The organism is Acidovorax sp., assembly GCF_046339755.1.
GTDB lineage: Bacteria > Pseudomonadota > Gammaproteobacteria > Burkholderiales > Burkholderiaceae_C > Acidovorax.
On the sequence record NZ_JBKDTZ010000148.1, the window covers coordinates 22,039 to 39,290 of the forward strand.

Below are 17,252 nucleotides of genomic sequence, written 5' to 3' on the forward strand. Positions count from 1 at the left end.
GGCCAACCCGCACTGTGAAATCACGGATGGACAATCTCTACATACCCCCCACACCCAGCTCGCCGGAGGTGGACTTCAAATTCGACGAGAACACGCTCAGCCTGCGTGGCGAGTCGTACCCCGAGAACGCTGCCGCGTTCTTCGGCGACATCCTGCGCCAGCTCGAGGCCTACCTGGGCGCCTGCGACGGCCGCAAGATCACCGTCAGCATTGCGTTGGCGTACTTCAACAGCTCCAGCACGAAGATGCTGTTCAACCTGGTCGGCCTGCTCAGCGATGCGGCCGAAGCAGGCAACGAGGTGGTGCTCAACTGGTTCCACGACGAAGAGGACGATACGATCTTCGAATTCGGCCAGGAGCTCAAGGACGACTTCACGGCCATTCAGTTCGTCAACCACGCAGTGAAATCGGCGTGACGGGTTTCGATGTCCGACGCACCTGACCTGTTCGACGCCGAAAGCCGCGCCCTGCTGGCAGCGCGCCTTGCCTTCGATGATGCGGCCAGCCCCCCGGGCGCGCACCGCCAGGCCCTGGGCGAGCTGCTGACCTCCTATGAGCGCCTGCTGCGCGAGACGCGCCGCATGGTGCGGCGCAGCGACCGCGCCGAGCTCGAGATGAACCAGCTCAACCAGCGCCTGCAGGACCTCACCGGCCAGCTGGAATACCGCGCCACGCACGACCCGCTCACGGGCGTGCTCAACCGCGCGGCCATCATCGAGCGCTCCAACCGCTACCTGGCCAGCGACAGCCTGGCGCTGATCGTCCTTGACATCGACCATTTCAAGCGCGTCAACGATTCGTTCGGCCACCCGGTCGGCGACACCGTGATCTGCGGCGTGGTGGATTGCCTCAAGGGGGTGGCGCCCTCCATTGCGCAGATCGGGCGTGTGGGCGGTGAGGAATTCACCGCGCTGCTGCCCGGCCTGTCGCTCGAATCCGCGGCCCATGCGGCTGAAAGCATGCGCCGGGCCATCGCGGCCCATGATTTCCAGCTGCCCGACCGCAGCCGCGTGACCGCCAGCTTCGGGGTCAGCTGGCAGGTGCAGGGCAGCAGCTTCGACGCCGCCTACGGCAGCGCGGACGAGGCCCTCTACCAGGCCAAGCGCCGGGGCCGCAACCAGGTGGCCCGCGCGGCACTGGCTGAGGCTTGAGGACAAGCACCCCCTGAGGCGCTTCGCGCATACACCCCCTCCCGATTTGCTGCGAAATGCGGGAGGGACGCCCGGTGCGCGCAAACGAAGCGCCGCATACGCGGCTTGGCGGCCCTTGCACGGTGGGCCGTGCCGGTTTTGTGCGCAGAGCCATGGCTGCTGAAATGGCCTGGGCCACGGCTGCGTGGTGCGCTCTTGCCACAGGGTTGCAATGGGCCCTGTTTTTTTCTTGAAAATACTGTATATTTTTCCAGTATCTACAAGGAGCCTTCCATGGAAGCCGTTGAAACCGTCTACACCGTTGCCCTGCGTGATTATCCCGAGCTGCCCTTGCGCGAGCGTAGCGCGGCCGAGAACCGGTACGCCCGGGTGCTGGAGCGCAAGCTCGGCGGCCCCGAGGTGGTGGCCGATGCGCTGCGCGCCGTGATGCTGCTCGAAGAGTCCGATGGCAGCGATGCCAGCGCCGAGGACCTGGCCCTGGCCCGGCAGTGGACCCGCGCGGCCCAGGCGGCCCGCGAGGCCGGCTACCAGGGCCTGGGCGAGGTGGATGGCGCGTACTTCGAAGTGCGCCTGTCCTGATGGGGTTCGGTGTGGACAGCCCCGCCCTGTGGTCGCTCGACCAGATCGCCATCGCCGTGTTCGGTGCCCTTGCGGTGTGGCTGTCCCAATCCACGCATGAAACGGCGCGCCGCTGTGCCTGCCTGGCCGGCCTGGCGGCGCAGCCCCTGGCGTTCTACACCGCCTGGCAGGCGCAGCACTGGGGCGGGCTGCTGCTGGCCCTGGTCTTCACGCTGGCCTGGGTGCGCGGGCTGTGGGTGCACTGGCTGGCGCCGCGCCGCCAGGCCGGGGTGGGCACCATCCAGATGGTGCCGGGGCACAAGGGCTGAGAACCTGCTCAAGATCTTTTTGCAGCCGCGTTGGAATGCAATCGGGATGAGTGGATGCTTCGGACGCGCGCATGGGCTGATGCCCATGCAAGCAGCCGGGGCGCCAACATTCCGAATTCATCGGCCCGATTTCACTCCAACCCGCAGGGCAAGGCTCTTTTCGGGCGGTCTGCGGCGTTGCGGTGCTTGCCGATAGCCGAGCTATTGGCTGCACCCCGAGCCTTGCATCCCATCCCGAAAAGGGACTTGCGCGGCTTCAAAAAGATCTTGAACAGGTTCTGAGGGCGGACTGCTGGCTTCAGGCGCTGGAAGAGGGCGCCGCGCTGCCGGGTTGCTGCAATTGCGCGCGGTACTGCCCGGGCGGCATGCCGAACCAGCGCTTGCAGGCGCGGAACATGTTGCTCTGGTCGGCAAAGCCCAGCAGGTCGGCCACTTCGGTCAGGTTGCGGCGCGGGTCGGCCAGGTACTGGCGCGCCAGTTCGCAGCGCGTATCGTCCAGCAGCTGCTGGTAGGTGGCCGACTCGGCCTGCAGCCGGCGCTGCAGGGTGCGGTCGGTCATGTTCAGGCGCGTGGCGATGTCCTCGCGGCGCGGCTCGCCCTTGTGCAGGATGCGCGCCACCTCGTCGCGCACGCGCGTGCTCGCCAGCGAATGGCCCAGGTGGTCGAGCTCCGTTTCCACCAGGCGTTCGTGCATGGCCCACAGGCTGGGGTTGTGGGTGGGGATGTCGGCCAGCATGTCGGCTTCGGTCAGCAGGATGCGGCTGGCGGGCTGGCCAAAGCGCGGCATGGTCCTGAAGGCGGTTTCGTAGCGTGCCTGCATCCCGGGCGGCGGTGGCGGCGTGCTCAGCTCCACCGCCAGGGGCTGGATGTCGCGGCGCGTGAGCCAGCCGCACAGCGTGAACAGGGTGAGCAGCGCGTATTCCACGCGCTGGCGCGGCACCGGGCGCGTACCGCCGATGTGCTCTATGGAGAACCAGTAGCCACGCGCGTCGCGCTCCAAGGCGAAGGCCGTGCAATCGGAGATCACCGCCATGTGGCGCGTGAGGTGCTGAAAGCCCACCAGCAGGTTCGGGCCCGAGGCGAGCGCATAGCCCACCACGTCCACGTTGCCGTAGCGCGCGGTGAGCTGCGGGCACAGGCCCAGGTCCACCTTGCCGGAGCGCGCCACGGCCAGGTCCCACAGCTGGCTGATGCGGTCCACGTCCACGCGTGCGTGGGGTTGCTGCAGTGCGGCCAGGTCGATGCCGGCCTCGCTGCACAGCTCGGCCACGGGCAGGCCTTCGGCGGCCATCATGTCGGTGGTGCCGCGCACCCAGGCGGCGGAACTGGTACGGGGGGTCATCGGGTGGAAGTCACGGGCTGAAGGGCCTCAGGGTTTACGCCAGGTGGTGTCTGAAGTCAGTGTTTTGGCAAGGTTGCGATAGTAGCGAAAGGCCGGTCCCTTTCCACAATCGGCGGCGAGGTGGTTCCCTGTGGAACGTAACTGTACACAGAGGCACCACCCGTTCAAAAAACCCCCAAGGAGACAAGACATGGTCGATGCACGCTGGCGTGTTCAATGGTTGGGAGCTGTGGTGTCCGCACTGGCGCTGGCCGGTTGCGGCGGTGATTCGGGCAATCCGCCCGAGGTGCGCGAAACCGCGTATGGCATGGTGCGCGGCACGGACGCCAGCGCCAGCACGGGCACCTATTCGTGGAAGGGCATCCCCTTTGCCAGGCCACCCGTGGGCGAACTGCGCTGGCAGCCGCCAGTGGCGCCTGCAAGCTGGGCGGGCGAGCGCGATGCCACGCGCTTTGGCAATGCCTGCCTGCAGATGGGCCGGATGTACAGCCCCGGCGCCAACAACCGCTTCGACGACACCATCGGCCAGACCCTCGGCACGCCCGTGGGCAGCGAGGACTGCCTGACCCTGAACATCTGGCGCCCCGCAAGCAACCAGGACAATCTGCCCGTATTGCTGTTCCTGCACGGCGGCAGCGCGATCTCGGGCTACACGGCCGACCCGGTCTACGACGGCGCGGCGCTGGCCCGTGCCGCCAACGCCGTGGTGGTCACGGCCAACTACCGGCTCGATGTGCTGGGCTTCTTCCAGATGCCGCAGCTGCACACGGGTACGCAGGCCTATACAGGCAACTATGCGCTGCTCGACAACGTGCAGGCGCTGTCCTTCATCCAGCGCAACATCGCCAGCTTTGGCGGCAATGCGGGCAATGTCACGCTGATGGGCCAGTCGGCCGGCGCCGGCAATGTGCTGGCATTGCTGACCTCGCCGCGGGCGGCGGGGCTGTTCCACAAGGCCCTGCCCATCAGCGGCGGCACTTCGCTGCCCAGCCAGTTGCCGGCAGGCTCCATTCCTACGCTGAACCCTGCGTCCAAATACGCAAGCCAGTCGGCCGCATTGCTCGCCGCCCTGGTGCAGGCCGATGGCCTGGCGGCCGACACCATGGGCGCCGCAGCCATCATTGCCGGCTGGACGCCGGCCCAGACCGCCAGCTACCTGCGCGGCAAGGACGGCCGCGTGGTGCTGCAGACGGTGCTGCGCGCCGGCCTCACGGGCTCCGGCCCCATCCCGGACAATGTGGTGCTGCCCGCCGATCCGATTGCCGAGATGGCGGCCGGCCGCTACCACAAGGTGCCGGTGCTGTCGGGCTACACGGCCGATGAGGCCAAGCTGTTCGCCCCCTTCCTGGCACTGCTGGGCGGCAAGCCGGGCATGAAGATCAGCGATGCCGAGCGCTTTGCGATGACGCAGGCCTTCAACCCCGATGCGCCGACCACGCTCACGGTGGCGGACATCATCGATCCGTCCTACCTGCCGGTCACGGCGCCCGGCACGGGCTACAACGCCCGCATGAAGCTCCTGGGCGGCGTGTTCATCGACCCGAGCCGCGACAACCTGCTCAATACGCTGCGCACCCAGCAGTCCAATGTCTGGAGCTACCAGTTCAACTGGGCCCAGCAGCCCGCGCCCTGGAACGATGTGTACGGCGCGGCCCACGGCTTCGACCTGCCTTTCGTGTTCGGCAACTTCGGCCCCTCGCTGCTGGCCAAGGCGGCCAACAGCACGGCCAACCAGCCCGGTCGCCTGGCGCTGTCGGCCGTGATGATGGACAGCGTGCGTGCCTTCGTGCACACCGGCAACCCCAACCATGCGGGCCTGGGCCAGGAATGGCAGCCCTGGCCGCGCAAGTTCATCTTCGATGCGGACCTGAAGGCCACGCGCCTGAGCCAGCAGTAAGGGCCTGAAGTCGGATGCTGCTTCCCATGTCTGTTCAAGTAGCGACCGTGGCCGTGAGGTATGCGCCCAGCGCATCGTCGTCCACGATGGCCACCTTGCCGAAATCGAGCGACACGATGCCCATGCCTTCGAGCGTGCGCAGCACGCGGTTGACCGTCTGGCGTGACAGGCCTACGAGCTGGCCCAGTTCGTCCTGCGTCAGGTTGAGCCGGCGCGTACTGGGCCAGAACAGGCGGCTCAGGTACAGCGCCACGCGGTGCTCGGTGGACTGTGTGCGCCCGGCCTCGATGATGGTCATGGCCTGGCCGAGCCGCATGTTCAGGTGCAGCACCAGGAACTGGTTGAAGGCCAGGCTGGTGCCACGCAGTTCCTCGAAGACCGGCAGCGGCAGGCACATGAGCCGGGTAGGGCGCAGCGCGACCACATGGTATTTGCGCGGCTCGGGCTTCATGGCCGAGCCTTCGCCGAACCACTCGCCATCGGGCACGCCGATGAAGGCCGACGAGCGGCCGCGGCTGGCCGGGCTTTGCAGCATCACCAGGCCCGAGAGCACGGCATGCCAGCCCTGCACGGCGCTGCCGGCGGGCTTCATGACCTCGCCCTTGTCGCCGCTTTCCTCGAACACGTGGGCGCGCACGCGCTCCTGCGTGGCGGCCGGCAGCCCGGCAAACCAGGGCTGGGCGGTGATGAAGCGCTGGGCGTGCGGGGCGGTGCAGAGCATGCCGCGGATTGTCGCTGCAGCCCGCGCCGTTCAGGGTAATCCCTTGGCCTTTGTCGGGTGGGCGACAGGTGTTGGCGCGGCAGGCCCCGCGCTGCACACTGCGCAGCCAGCAAAGCCGCGTGGCACGCAGCCGAAAGGGGCGCTTCGGAGACCCCGCAGCAGGCCTGCGCGCGTTACGATGATTGCCACTTTCACCACAAAATCCAAGGAGCACACATGCTGGGCCTGATGCAGAGCCAACCCCTGTTGATCTCGTCGCTGATCGAGTTCGCCGAACGCCACCATGGCGACGCCGAGATCGTGTCGCGCCGGGTGGAGGGCGACATCCACCGCTACACCTACAAGGACCTGGCGCAGCGTGCACGCCGCCTGGCCAACGCCCTGGATGGCCTGGGCCTGGAGTTCAGCGACCGCGTAGCCACGCTGGCCTGGAATGGCTACCGCCACATGGAGATGTACTTCGGCGTCTCCGGCTCGGGCCGCGTGCTGCACACCATCAACCCGCGCGTGCACCCCGAGCAGATCGCCTGGATCGCCAACCACGCCGAAGACCAGGTGCTGTGCTTCGACCTGACCTTTCTGCCCCTGGTGCAGGCCGTGCACGCCAAGTGCCCCACGGTGAAAAAATGGGTGGCGCTGTGCGATGCGGACAAGCTGCCTGCGGATTCCGGCATCCCTGGCCTCACGAGCTACGAGGCCTGGATCGGCGCGCAGTCGGCCGACTACGCCTGGCCCGAGTTCGACGAGAACTCGGCATCGAGCATGTGCTACACCAGCGGCACCACCGGCAACCCCAAGGCCGCGCTGTACAGCCACCGCTCGACCACGCTGCATGCCTACGCGGCGGCGCTGCCCGATGTGATGTGCCTGTCGGCCCGTGACTCGGTGCTGCCCGTGGTGCCCATGTTCCACGTCAACGCCTGGGGCATCCCGTACTCGGCCGCGCTCACCGGTTGCAAGCTGGTGTTCCCCGGCCCGGCCATGGATGGCAAGTCGATCTACGAACTGATCGAGGCCGAGAAGGTCACCTACGCCGCCGGTGTGCCCACCGTCTGGCAGATGATGCTGGGCCACATGAAGCCTGCGGGGCTGAAGTTCTCGACCCTCAGGCGCACCGTGATCGGCGGCTCGGCCTGCCCGCCGGCCATGATCCACGCCTTCAAGGAAGACTACGGCGTGGAGGTGCTGCATGCCTGGGGCATGACCGAGATGAGCCCGCTGGGCACGCTGTGCACCTTGAAGAACAAGCACCTGGAACTGCCCAAGGAAGAGCAGATGAAGGTGCTGCTCAAGCAGGGCCGCGCGATCTACGGCGTGGACATGAAGATCGTCGGCGCCGATGGCGAAGAGCTGCCCTGGGATGGCAAGACCTACGGCGACCTGCTGGTCAAGGGCCCGTGGATCGTGGACAGCTACTTCAAGGGCGAGGGCGGCCACCCCCTGGTCAAGGACCAGCAGGGCCGCGGCTGGTTCCCCACGGGGGACGTGGCGACCATCGACGCCGATGGCTTCATGCAGATCACCGACCGCAGCAAGGACGTGATCAAGTCCGGCGGCGAGTGGATCAGCTCCATCGACATCGAGAACATCGCCATGGCCCACCCGGCCATCGCCATGGCGGCATGCGTGGGCATGCCGCATCCCAAGTGGGACGAACGCCCCATCGTGGCCGTGGTCAAGCGCCCGGGTGCCGAGGTGACGCGCGAGGAGCTGCTGGCCTTCTTCGAAGGCAAGACGGCCAAGTGGCAGATCCCCGACGACGTGGTGTTCGTGGAGGCGATTCCGCTGGGTGCCACCGGCAAGATGCTCAAGACAAAGCTGCGCGAGCAGCTCAAGGATTACAAGCTTCCGGGCCTGTGATCCAGATGGGGGCGGCGCTCGGGGGAGCGCTGCCCCAGTCACGTGTGCGACGCCGGTAGGGGCAATCCCTGAGGGTCGTATTGTTGCAACGCGGTACGCTGCGTTTTACCGATTTACAAGGAGACAAAACCATGAAATTCGCTATGAAGGCTGTAGCAGCCACCGTCCTGCTGGCAAGCGCTGGCGCGGCGTTCGCCCAAAAAGGTGAGACCGTCAAGATCGCCTGGCTCGACCCCCTGTCCGGCCTGATGGCGGCCGTGGGAACCAACCAGCTCAAGAGCTTCCAGTTCGTCTCCGAGGAGTTCAACAAGAAGAACGCTGCCGGCGTGAAGTTCGAGATCATCGGCATCGACAACAAACTGAGCCCACAGGAAACCACCAGCGCCCTGCGCTCGGCCATGGACCAGGGCGCGCGCTCTGTGGTGCAGGGCAACGGCTCCGGCCCGGCCCTGGCGATCATGGATGCGCTGGAAAAGCACAACGCCCGCAACCCCGGCAAGGAAGTGCTGTTCCTGAACTACGCCGCCGTGGACCCGGACCTGACCAACAGCAAGTGCAGCTACTGGCACTTCCGCCTGGATGCGGACACCTCCATGAAGATGGAAGCGCTGACCACCTTCATGAAGGACCTGCCCGAGGTCAAGAAGGTCTACCTGATCAACCAGAACTACTCGCACGGCCACCAGGTCTCCAAGTTCGCCAAGGAAATCATGGCCCGCAAGCGCCCTGACGTGCAGGTCGTCGGCGACGACCTTCACCCCCTGGCCCAGGTGCGCGACTTCTCGCCCTACATCGCCAAGATCAAGCAGTCGGGCGCCGACAGCGTGATCACCGGCAACTGGGGTTCCGACCTGGCGCTCCTGATCAAGGCCGCCAACGACGCCGGCCTGAACAACGTCAACGTCTACACCTACTACGGCTCGGTCACGGGCAGCCCCACGGCCATGGGCGCCGCTGCCGCGGGCCGCGTGTACATGGTGGCCTATGCCCACATCAACCTGCCGGGCGAGCTCAACAAGATCGTGGTGGACTACAAGAAGAAGTTCAACGACGACATGTACACCGGCTCGGTCTACCACGCTTTCTCGATGCTCACCGATGCCTTCGTGAAGACCAAGTCCACCGACCCCGTGAAGGTGGCGGCAGCCCTGGAAGGCATGAAGTTCAAGAGCTTCAACGGCGAGGTCGAGATGCGCAAGGCTGACCACCAGCTGCAGCAGGGCCTGTTCATCTCCAAGTGGGAGAAGGCCGGCGGCAAGTTCCCGCTGGATTCGGAGAACACCGGCTACACCTTCGTGCCTGTGAAGTACTACGAGCCCTTCGTCGCCAGCACGCCCACTTCGTGCCAGATGAAGCGCCCATAAGGCCTTCGAGCGGCTAACAACACTCTTCTGGCGTTGTTGCTGCGTCTTGTCGTACTACTCGTACTGCCTGCGACGCAGCGCCTGGCCAGAACCGCTTCGCTGAGTTTTGTGATCCGCTCTTGGTTGCTTCCGGAGGCCCGACCTGGCTCGGGCCTTTTTTTTACCCCTGTTCTGAAAACATTGCGATGAATCTTGAGTTTTTCGTGATCTCCCTGCTCAACGGCGTGAGCTACGGGCTGCTGCTGTTCATGCTGAGCTCGGGACTCACGCTGATTTTCAGCATGATGGGTGTGCTCAATTTTGCGCACACCAGCTTCTACATGCTGGGCGCGTATTTCGCGTACAGCATTTCCGGTGTGATCGGCTTCTGGCCGGCGCTGGTGATCGCTCCGCTGATCGTGTTCGCTCTGGGCGCCGCGTTCGAGCGCTACTGCCTGCGCCGCGTGCACAAGTTCGGCCACGTGCCCGAGCTGCTGGTGACCTTCGGGCTGTCCTACCTGATTCTTGAAGTCGTGCAGCTGGTCTGGGGGCGAGCCACGGTGCCCTACGGCCTGCCCGAGCAGCTGCAAGGCCCCCTGTTCAGCCTGTACGGCACGCAGTTCCCCAAGTCGCGTTCGTTCGTGATGCTGATCGCCATCCTGATGCTGCTGTCGGTCTGGCTGCTGCTCACGCGCACCCGCATCGGCCTGGTGATCCAGGCGGCGCTCAAGTACCCCGAGATGGTCGAGGCCCTGGGCCACAACGTGCCACGCGTGTTCATGCTGGTCTTCGGCGGCGGTGCGGCCCTGGCCGGGCTGGCCGGCGTGATCGGCGGCAACACCTACGTGACCGAGCCGGCGATGGCGGCGTCGGTCGGCTCCATCATCTTCGTGGTGGTGGTGGTCGGCGGCATGGGCTCGCTGGCGGGCGCCTTCCTGGCCTCGCTGCTCATCGGCCTGGTGCAGACCTTCGCGGTGGCGCTCGACTACTCGATGATCCATGTGCTGCGCCCCCTGGGCGTGGCCGTGACCGACCAGACCTTCGGCTACCCGCTGCTCAAGCTCACCATCTCGCAGGTGGCGCCCATCCTTCCGTACCTGTTCCTGGTGCTCATCCTGATCTTCCGTCCCAAGGGCCTGCTGGGCACGCGGGAGGACTGATGCCATGACCTCATCCACCACCACCCTCTCCGGCGCCGCACCGCACGCCAACCCGCCCGCCTCGCAGGGCGCGGGGCACTACCGCTTCAAGCCCTGGAACGTGGGCCGCTTCGTCATCTGGTCGCTGTTCGCCGCGATGCTGATCGTGGCGCCTCACGTGTTCACCAGCAGCCTGGCGCTGACCATGCTCTCGCAGATCGGCTACCTGATCATCATCTGCCTGTCCTACAACATCCTCTTGGGGCAGGGCGGCATGCTCAGCTTCGGGCACGCGGTGTACACCGGCCTGGGTTCGTTCATCGCCATCCATGCGATGAACCTGGCCGGCAAGGGCAGCCTGCCCATTCCGCTGGTGCTCATCCCCCTGGTGGGCGGCCTGGCGGGCATGTTCTTCGCGATCCTGCTGGGCTTCGTGACGACCAAGAAGTCGGGCACCACCTTCGCGATGATCACGCTCGGTATCGGCGAGCTCGTGGCGTCGATGGCGCTGATGTTCCCCGAGTTCTTCGGCGGCGAGGGTGGCATCACCACCGACCGCGTCTACGGCAAGCCCTTCTTCGGGCTGAACTTCGGCTCGGGCATGCAGGTGTACTACCTGATCGCGGTCTACTGCTTCGTCTGCACGGCGGCCATGTTCGCCTTCACCGGAACGCCGCTCGGGCGCATCCTGAACGCGGTGCGCGACAACCCCGAGCGTGTGGAGTTCATCGGCTACAACACGCAGCGCGTGCGCTACTTCGCCTTCATCATCGCGGGCTTCTTTGCCGGCATCGGCGGCGGGCTGGCCACCATCAACTTCGAGATCGTGACTGGTGCCGACAGCGTGAATGTGCTGCGCTCGGGCAGCTATCTGCTGTTCACCTTCCTGGGCGGGGCCACCTTCTTCTTCGGGCCCATCATCGGCGCCGTGCTGCTGGTGCTGGCCTCGGTGCTGCTGTCCGAGATCTCCAAGGCCTGGCTACTGTACCTGGGCCTGGTGTTCCTGTTCATGGTGATGTATGCGCCCGGCGGTATCGCCAGCCTGATCATGATGAACCTGCGCGTGGCCAAGTACGGCAAGCTGCGCCGGCTCTGGGTGTCCTACCTGGGCCTGGCGGGCACGGGCCTCGTGGCCGTGCTGGGCGCCGCCTGCATGGTCGAGATGACCTACCACCTGCAGCTCAACGCGACCCTGGGCCCGGAGCTCAAGTTCATGGGCGCCATGATCAACGCCAAGGGCCTCACGGCCTGGTTCGGTGCGGGCTTCGTGTTCGCCACGGGCCTGGCACTGTTCGAGCTGTGCCGCCGGCAGTTCCTGCGCCAGTGGGGCAGCATCCAGGAAGAAATCGAACATGAAATCAAGCGGGGGGAGTCGGCGTGAGCAAGACCATGGCAGCAGCAAATCCCTCTTCCTCCTCGTCCTTCGCCCTGGAACTGCGTGACCTGCGCAAGAGCTTCGGCAAGACCGAGATCATCCGCGGCGCCAACCTGGCGGTGGCGCCCGGCGAACGCGTGGCCATCATCGGCCCCAACGGCGCCGGCAAGTCAACCCTGTTCAACCTGATCAGCGGGCGCTTTGCGCCCACCAGCGGCGACGTCATCCTCAACGGCCAGCGCATCAACGGCCTGGCCCCGTACGAGATCAACCGCATGGGGCTGTCGCGCAGCTTCCAGATCACGAACATCTTCCCCAAGCTGAGCGTGTTCGAGAACCTGCGCTGCGGCGTGCTCTGGAGCATGGGCTACCGCTACACCTTCCTGCGCTTCCTGTCGAACCTGCACGATGCCAACCAGCGGGCCAAGGAGTTGATGGAGATGATCAAGCTCGACAAGAAGCGCGACACGCTGGCCATGAACCTGACCTATGCGGAGCAGCGCGCGCTGGAGATCGGCATCACCATTGCCGGCGGCGCCAACGTGATCCTGCTGGACGAGCCCACGGCCGGCATGAGCAAGAGCGAGACCACGCGCTTCATCCACCTCATCAAGGAGGTGACCGAAGGCCGCACCCTGCTCACTGTGGAGCACGACATGGGCGTGGTGTTCGGCCGGGCCGACAAGATCGCCGTGGTGGTCTATGGCGAGGTGATCGCCTTCGACACCCCCGACAAGGTGCGCGCCAATGCGCGCGTGCAGGAGGCCTACTTGGGTTCCGTGGTGGCCGATGAGCAGGGCGCAGGACACTGATTGACTATGCTGAAAATTGACAACCTCCACGCCTACTACGGCAAGAGCCATGTGCTGCATGGCGTGAGCTTCGACGTGCAGCCAGGCGAGATCGTGGCGCTGCTGGGGCGCAACGGCTCGGGCCGGTCCACCACCGCCAAGGCCATCATGGGCCTGGTGGACTGGGAGGGCACGCTGCAGTTCAAGGGCCAGGACCTCAACGGCAGGAAGGCCTACGAGATCGCCCACCTGGGCCTGGGCTATGTGCCCGAGAGCCGCGACGTGTTCCCCAACCTCACCGTGCACCAGAACCTGCTGCTGGGCCAGAAGGGGCGCGGCAAGGGCAGCCGCTGGTCCTTCGACGACATGTACGAGATGTTCCCGCGCCTCAAGGAGCGCCAGCACACCGAGGCCGGCGTGATGTCGGGCGGCGAGCAGCAGATGCTCACGCTGTGCCGCACGCTCATGGGCGACCCGGACCTGATCATCATCGACGAGCCCACCGAGGGCCTGGCGCCCAAGATCGTCGAACTCGTGGGCCAGTACCTGCAGACCATCAAGGCGCGCGGCATCTCGGTGCTGCTGATCGAGCAGAAGCTGACCATCGCGATGAAGATCTCGGACCGCGCGCTGGTGATGGGCCACGGCTCCATCGTGTTCCAGGGCACGCCCGACAGCCTGCGCGCCGACAACTACATCCGGAAAGAATGGCTCGAAGTCTGACGGCTTGGACCAGATGCACGGCCAAGAGGCGCCTGACAGATGCTCATGGCGCCTCTTTTTTTGCCGGGCAGGGCGGTTTGGTGGTCAACCCCCATGTCCCCACCGGGACAAATTGACACGCCAGCGCCGCGCGAAGTCTCTACAATAAAAACGCACGATCGTTCTTTTTCACTCTCCAAGGAACAACAGCATGACCGCTGAATACAAAGTCCACGGCTCCGTCGCCGTGATCACCCTGGCCAATCCTCCCGTCAACGGACTGGGCCTGGCCACCCGCCAGGGCATCGTGGACGGCCTCGGCCGTGCCAATGCCGATGCAGCGGTCAGCTCCATCGTCATCACCGGTGCCGGTGGTGCGTTTTCCGGCGGTGCCGACATCAAGGAGTTCGGCACCGACAATTCGCTGCAGGAGCCGAATCTGCTGTCGGTGATCGCCGCCATCGAGAATTCGGCCAAGCCGGTCGTCGCCGCCATGCACACCGTCGCCATGGGCGGCGGTCTGGAGCTGGCCCTGGGCTGCCACTACCGCATTGCGGCACCTGGCTGCTCCATCGCGTTGCCTGAAGTGAAACTGGGCCTGATCCCCGGCGCCGGCGGCACGCAGCGCCTGCCGCGCGTGATCGGTGTCGAAGCCGCCCTGAACCTCATCGTGAGCGGCGAGCCCGTCAAGAGCGAAATGATCGGCGCCGTGCCCGGCCAGAAGCTGTTCGACAAGATGGCTGCCTCGGCCGAGGCCCTGGCCGCCGACGCTCTGGCCTTTGCCCAGAGCGTGGCCGACGTGCGCCCCCTGCCGCTGGTGCGCAACCTGCCCTGCAAGCACCCCGAGGGCGACGCGTACTTCCAGTTCGCGCGCAACATGGTCAAGGGCATGGCCAAGAACTACCCCGCGCCCGCCAAGTGCGTGGACGCGGTCGAAGCCGCCACCAAGCGCAAGTTCGCCGACGGCATGCTGTTCGAGCGCGAGATCTTCATCAACCTGATGTGGACGCCCGAGTCGCGCGCCCTGCGCCACCTGTTCATGGCCGAGCGCGCCGCGTCCAAGATCCCCGACGTGCCGTCCGACACGCCCAAGCGCGAAATCAAGTCGGTGGCCGTGATCGGCGCCGGCACCATGGGTGGCGGCATCTCCATGAACTTCCGGAACGCTGGCATCCCCGTCAAGATCCTGGAGACCAAGCAGGAAGCCCTGGACCGCGGCATCGCAACGATCAAGAAGAACTACGAAGCCCAGGTCAAGAAGGGCAAGCTCAAGGAAGACAAGTACGCGCAGCGCATGGCCCTGTTGACGACCACGCTCGACTACGCCGACCTCAAGGACGCCGACCTCGTGATCGAGGCCGTGTTCGAGGAGCTGGGCGTCAAGGAAACCGTGTTCAAGCAGCTCGATGCCGTGATGAAGCCCGGCGCCATCCTCGCCTCCAACACCTCCACGCTGGACGTGGACAAGATCGCCGCCTTCACCAAGCGCCCTGAAGACGTGGTGGGCATGCACTTCTTCAGCCCCGCCAACGTGATGAAGCTGCTGGAAGTGGTGCGCGGCGCCAAGACCGGCAAGGACGTGCTGGCCACCGTGATGGCCGTGGCCAAGAAGATCAAGAAGACCGCCGTGGTCTCGGGCGTGTGCGACGGCTTCATCGGCAACCGCATGATCGAGCAGTACAGCCGCCAGGCCGGCTTCCTGCTGGACGAAGGCGCAACGCCCCAGCAGGTGGACAAGGCCGTCGAGAAGTTCGGCTTTGTCATGGGCCCGTTCCGCATGGGCGACCTGGCCGGCAACGACATCGGCTGGGCGATCCGCAAGCGCCGCGCCGTCGAGCGCGCCGACATGAAGTACAGCCGCACGGCCGACAAGCTCTGCGAGCTGGGCCGCTTCGGTCAGAAGACCGGCGCAGGCTGGTACGACTACCAGGCCGGCAAGCGCGATGCGATCCCGAGCGAGCTGGTCAACAAGATGATCGAAGACCACCGCAAGGAGCTGGGCATCACGCCGCGCAAGATCTCTGACGAGGAAATCGTGCAGCGCCTGGTGTTCGCCCTGGTCAACGAAGGCGCGCACATCCTGGAAGACGGCACCGCCAGCAAGTCCGGCGACATCGATATGGTCTACCTCACGGGCTATGGTTTCCCCATCTACCGTGGCGGCCCCATGCACTACGCCAGCGAAGTGGGCCTGTTCAACGTGGTGCAGGCCATGGACCGCTTTGCCAAGAACCCCAACGACGACGCGGCGTTCTGGAAGCCCGCTCCGCTGCTGGCCAAGCTGGCGGCCGAAGGCAAGGCATTCGCCTGAGCGAACAGAACAGATTGATGCAGTGAAGCCGCTCCGGATGCGCGTGCCCAAGGCCGCCACCGGTGCGTTCCACCCCTGAAAGGATTTTTCCATGACCTCCGCAGTGATCGTTTCCACCGCCCGTACCCCGCTCGCCAAGAGCTGGAAGGGTGCCCTCAACATGACCCATGGCGCCACGCTGGGCGGCCATGCCGTCAAGCACGCCATCGAGCGCGCCGGCATCGACGGTGCCGACGTCGAAGACGTCATCATGGGCTGTGCCAACCCCGAAGGCGCCACCGGCGCCAACATCGCGCGCCAGATCGCGCTGGCCGCCGGCCTGCCGGTCACGGCATCGGGCGTCACGGTCAACCGTTTCTGCTCCTCGGGCCTGCAGACCATCGCCATGGCAGCCCAGCGCATCATCGCCGGCGAAGCCGACGTGTACGTGGCCGGCGGCGTGGAAAGCATCTCCTGCGTGCAGCAGGAAATGAACATCCACATGCTGCGCGACCTGGCCCTGGACAAGGTCAAGCCCGAGATCTACTGGAGCATGCTGCAGACCGCCGAGCAGGTGGCCAAGCGCTACAACATCGGCCGTGAAGCCATGGACGAGTACGGCGCCGCCAGCCAGCAAAAGGCCTGCGCCGCCCAGGCCGCCGGGCTGTTCGACGCCGAGATCGCTCCCATCACCGTGACGGCCGGCGTGGCCGACAAGACCCTGGGCCTGATCACCAAGCAGGTGACCCTGTCCAAGGACGAAGGCACGCGCGAAGGCACCACCGTCGAGTCCATCAGCGGCCTGCGCTCGGCACTGCCCGGCGGCCTGATCTCGGCCGGCAATGCCAGCCAGTTCTCCGACGGCGCCGGCGCCTGCGTGGTGGTGAGCGAAGAGTACGCCAGCAAGAAGGGCTTGAAGCCCCTGGGCCGTTTCCTCGGTTTTGCCGTGGCCGGCTGCGAGCCCGACGAAATGGGCATCGGCCCCGTCTTCGCCGTGCCCAAGGTGCTCAAGAAGCTGGGCCTCACGGTCAACGACATCGACCTGTGGGAACTGAACGAAGCCTTTGCCGTGCAGGTGATCTACTGCCGCGACAAGCTCGGCATCCCCGCCGACCGCCTGAACGTCAACGGCGGCGCCATCGCCGTGGGCCACCCCTATGGCGTGTCGGGCCAGCGCCTGACTGGCCACGCCCTGATCGAAGGCAAGCGCCGCGGTGCCAAGCGCGTGGCGGTGACCATGTGCATCGGCGGCGGCATGGGCGCTGCAGGCATCTTCGAAGTGCTCTGATGGATATCCGGTGAGTGGGCGCACGCAGGCGTTACGGCGTTTACGTTTGCTCACACCGGGTTTGGTGACAATGCATGCGGCTGCGGGAGCGGCCAGCCTGCGGGCGGTGCGCGGCCATGGCTGCGTACCGCTTCGGGCCCAGAAAAATCACCATTCCACCACGAGAGATCCATCCATGTTCACGAAGGTTTGCGCAGCCCTGGCCGTTCTGGTCGCTTCCACTGCGGGTGTTGCCCACGCGCAGAGCTACCGGCTCAACCAGCCGCTGGCCGATGACCCCGACACCATCCTGCAGGAAATCGCCATCACGCCCGAGCGCACCACGGCGACCATCGTGCTGCGCAACACCAGCAAGGACACCGTCGAGGCCTGCGCGCATGCCACGGCCCGTCCCGAGTCGTACTCGATCAAGGACCTGGATACCGGCAAGGTCTGGAAACAGCTGGGCTCCAGCGGCATCAAGGCC

15 protein-coding genes and 1 pseudogene are annotated in these 17,252 nt (G+C 65.8%); 14 read left to right on the top strand and 2 right to left on the bottom strand.

Going from position 1 to position 17,252, the window contains the following annotated elements; translation table 11 throughout:
• The first annotated feature begins 26 nt into the window (after nt 1-26).
• From ACK59X_RS12480 to ACK59X_RS12495, 4 genes are all read left to right on the top strand, one after another.
• Entirely contained in the window at nt 27-416 is a 390-nt protein-coding gene (locus ACK59X_RS12480; protein ID WP_409957639.1) for a DUF1987 domain-containing protein, read from the top strand.
• A 9-nt stretch (nt 417-425) separates the two neighbouring features.
• Nucleotides 426-1,151: a GGDEF domain-containing protein gene (locus tag ACK59X_RS12485; protein ID WP_409957640.1), complete on the top strand. Its 726-nt coding sequence runs from the start codon at nt 426-428 to the stop codon at nt 1,149-1,151.
• 273 nt (nt 1,152-1,424) lie between these two features.
• On the top strand, nt 1,425-1,730 hold the full coding sequence (locus ACK59X_RS12490; RefSeq protein WP_409957641.1) for a hypothetical protein: 306 nt from the start codon (nt 1,425-1,427) through the stop codon (nt 1,728-1,730).
• Between the two features lie 11 nt (nt 1,731-1,741).
• Nucleotides 1,742-2,038: a hypothetical protein gene (locus ACK59X_RS12495; RefSeq protein WP_409957642.1), complete on the top strand. Its 297-nt coding sequence runs from the start codon at nt 1,742-1,744 to the stop codon at nt 2,036-2,038.
• Between the two features lie 298 nt (nt 2,039-2,336).
• Here ACK59X_RS12495 and ACK59X_RS12500 read toward each other — a convergent pair whose 3' ends face one another.
• The gene (locus ACK59X_RS12500) at nt 2,337-3,380 is read right to left on the bottom strand and encodes an AraC family transcriptional regulator (RefSeq protein ID WP_409957643.1); all 1,044 of its coding nucleotides are present in this window, start codon (nt 3,378-3,380) and stop codon (nt 2,337-2,339) included.
• Between the two features lie 190 nt (nt 3,381-3,570).
• On the opposite strand from ACK59X_RS12500, the gene ACK59X_RS12505 reads away from it, so the two are divergent.
• Nucleotides 3,571-5,277, top strand: a complete 1,707-nt coding sequence (locus tag ACK59X_RS12505) for a carboxylesterase/lipase family protein (RefSeq protein WP_409957644.1) — start codon at nt 3,571-3,573, stop codon at nt 5,275-5,277.
• A 34-nt stretch (nt 5,278-5,311) separates the two neighbouring features.
• Here ACK59X_RS12505 and ACK59X_RS12510 read toward each other — a convergent pair whose 3' ends face one another.
• Entirely contained in the window at nt 5,312-5,998 is a 687-nt protein-coding gene (locus ACK59X_RS12510; protein WP_409957645.1) for a Crp/Fnr family transcriptional regulator, read from the bottom strand.
• A gap of 216 nt (nt 5,999-6,214) precedes the next feature.
• Between ACK59X_RS12510 and ACK59X_RS12515 the strand changes: the two genes are divergently transcribed.
• From ACK59X_RS12515 to ACK59X_RS12555, 9 genes and pseudogenes are all read left to right on the top strand, one after another.
• A complete protein-coding gene (locus ACK59X_RS12515; protein WP_409957646.1) occupies nt 6,215-7,858 on the top strand; it encodes a 3-(methylthio)propionyl-CoA ligase in 1,644 nt (547 codons plus the stop codon).
• Between the two features lie 131 nt (nt 7,859-7,989).
• Nucleotides 7,990-9,222 (top strand): branched-chain amino acid ABC transporter substrate-binding protein, encoded by a 1,233-nt coding sequence (locus ACK59X_RS12520; RefSeq protein ID WP_409957647.1) that lies wholly within the window; start codon nt 7,990-7,992, stop codon nt 9,220-9,222.
• Between the two features lie 185 nt (nt 9,223-9,407).
• On the top strand, nt 9,408-10,361 hold the full coding sequence (locus tag ACK59X_RS12525) for a branched-chain amino acid ABC transporter permease (RefSeq protein ID WP_409957648.1): 954 nt from the start codon (nt 9,408-9,410) through the stop codon (nt 10,359-10,361).
• Nucleotides 10,362-10,365: 4 nt separating this feature from the next.
• Entirely contained in the window at nt 10,366-11,721 is a 1,356-nt protein-coding gene (locus ACK59X_RS12530) for a branched-chain amino acid ABC transporter permease (RefSeq protein WP_409957649.1), read from the top strand.
• A gap of 8 nt (nt 11,722-11,729) precedes the next feature.
• Nucleotides 11,730-12,527 (top strand): ABC transporter ATP-binding protein, encoded by a 798-nt coding sequence (locus ACK59X_RS12535; RefSeq protein ID WP_409957650.1) that lies wholly within the window; start codon nt 11,730-11,732, stop codon nt 12,525-12,527.
• A gap of 6 nt (nt 12,528-12,533) precedes the next feature.
• Nucleotides 12,534-13,229 (top strand): ABC transporter ATP-binding protein, encoded by a 696-nt coding sequence (locus ACK59X_RS12540; protein WP_409957651.1) that lies wholly within the window; start codon nt 12,534-12,536, stop codon nt 13,227-13,229.
• Nucleotides 13,230-13,419: 190 nt separating this feature from the next.
• The gene (locus tag ACK59X_RS12545) at nt 13,420-15,519 is read left to right on the top strand and encodes a 3-hydroxyacyl-CoA dehydrogenase NAD-binding domain-containing protein (protein ID WP_409957652.1); all 2,100 of its coding nucleotides are present in this window, start codon (nt 13,420-13,422) and stop codon (nt 15,517-15,519) included.
• A 91-nt stretch (nt 15,520-15,610) separates the two neighbouring features.
• Nucleotides 15,611-16,786 carry an acetyl-CoA C-acyltransferase gene (locus ACK59X_RS12550; protein WP_409957653.1) on the top strand — a complete coding sequence of 392 codons (1,176 nt, stop codon included), beginning with the start codon at nt 15,611-15,613 and terminating at the stop codon, nt 16,784-16,786.
• A gap of 175 nt (nt 16,787-16,961) precedes the next feature.
• A pseudogene (locus ACK59X_RS12555) lies at nt 16,962-17,252 on the top strand (hypothetical protein); the annotation flags it as partial.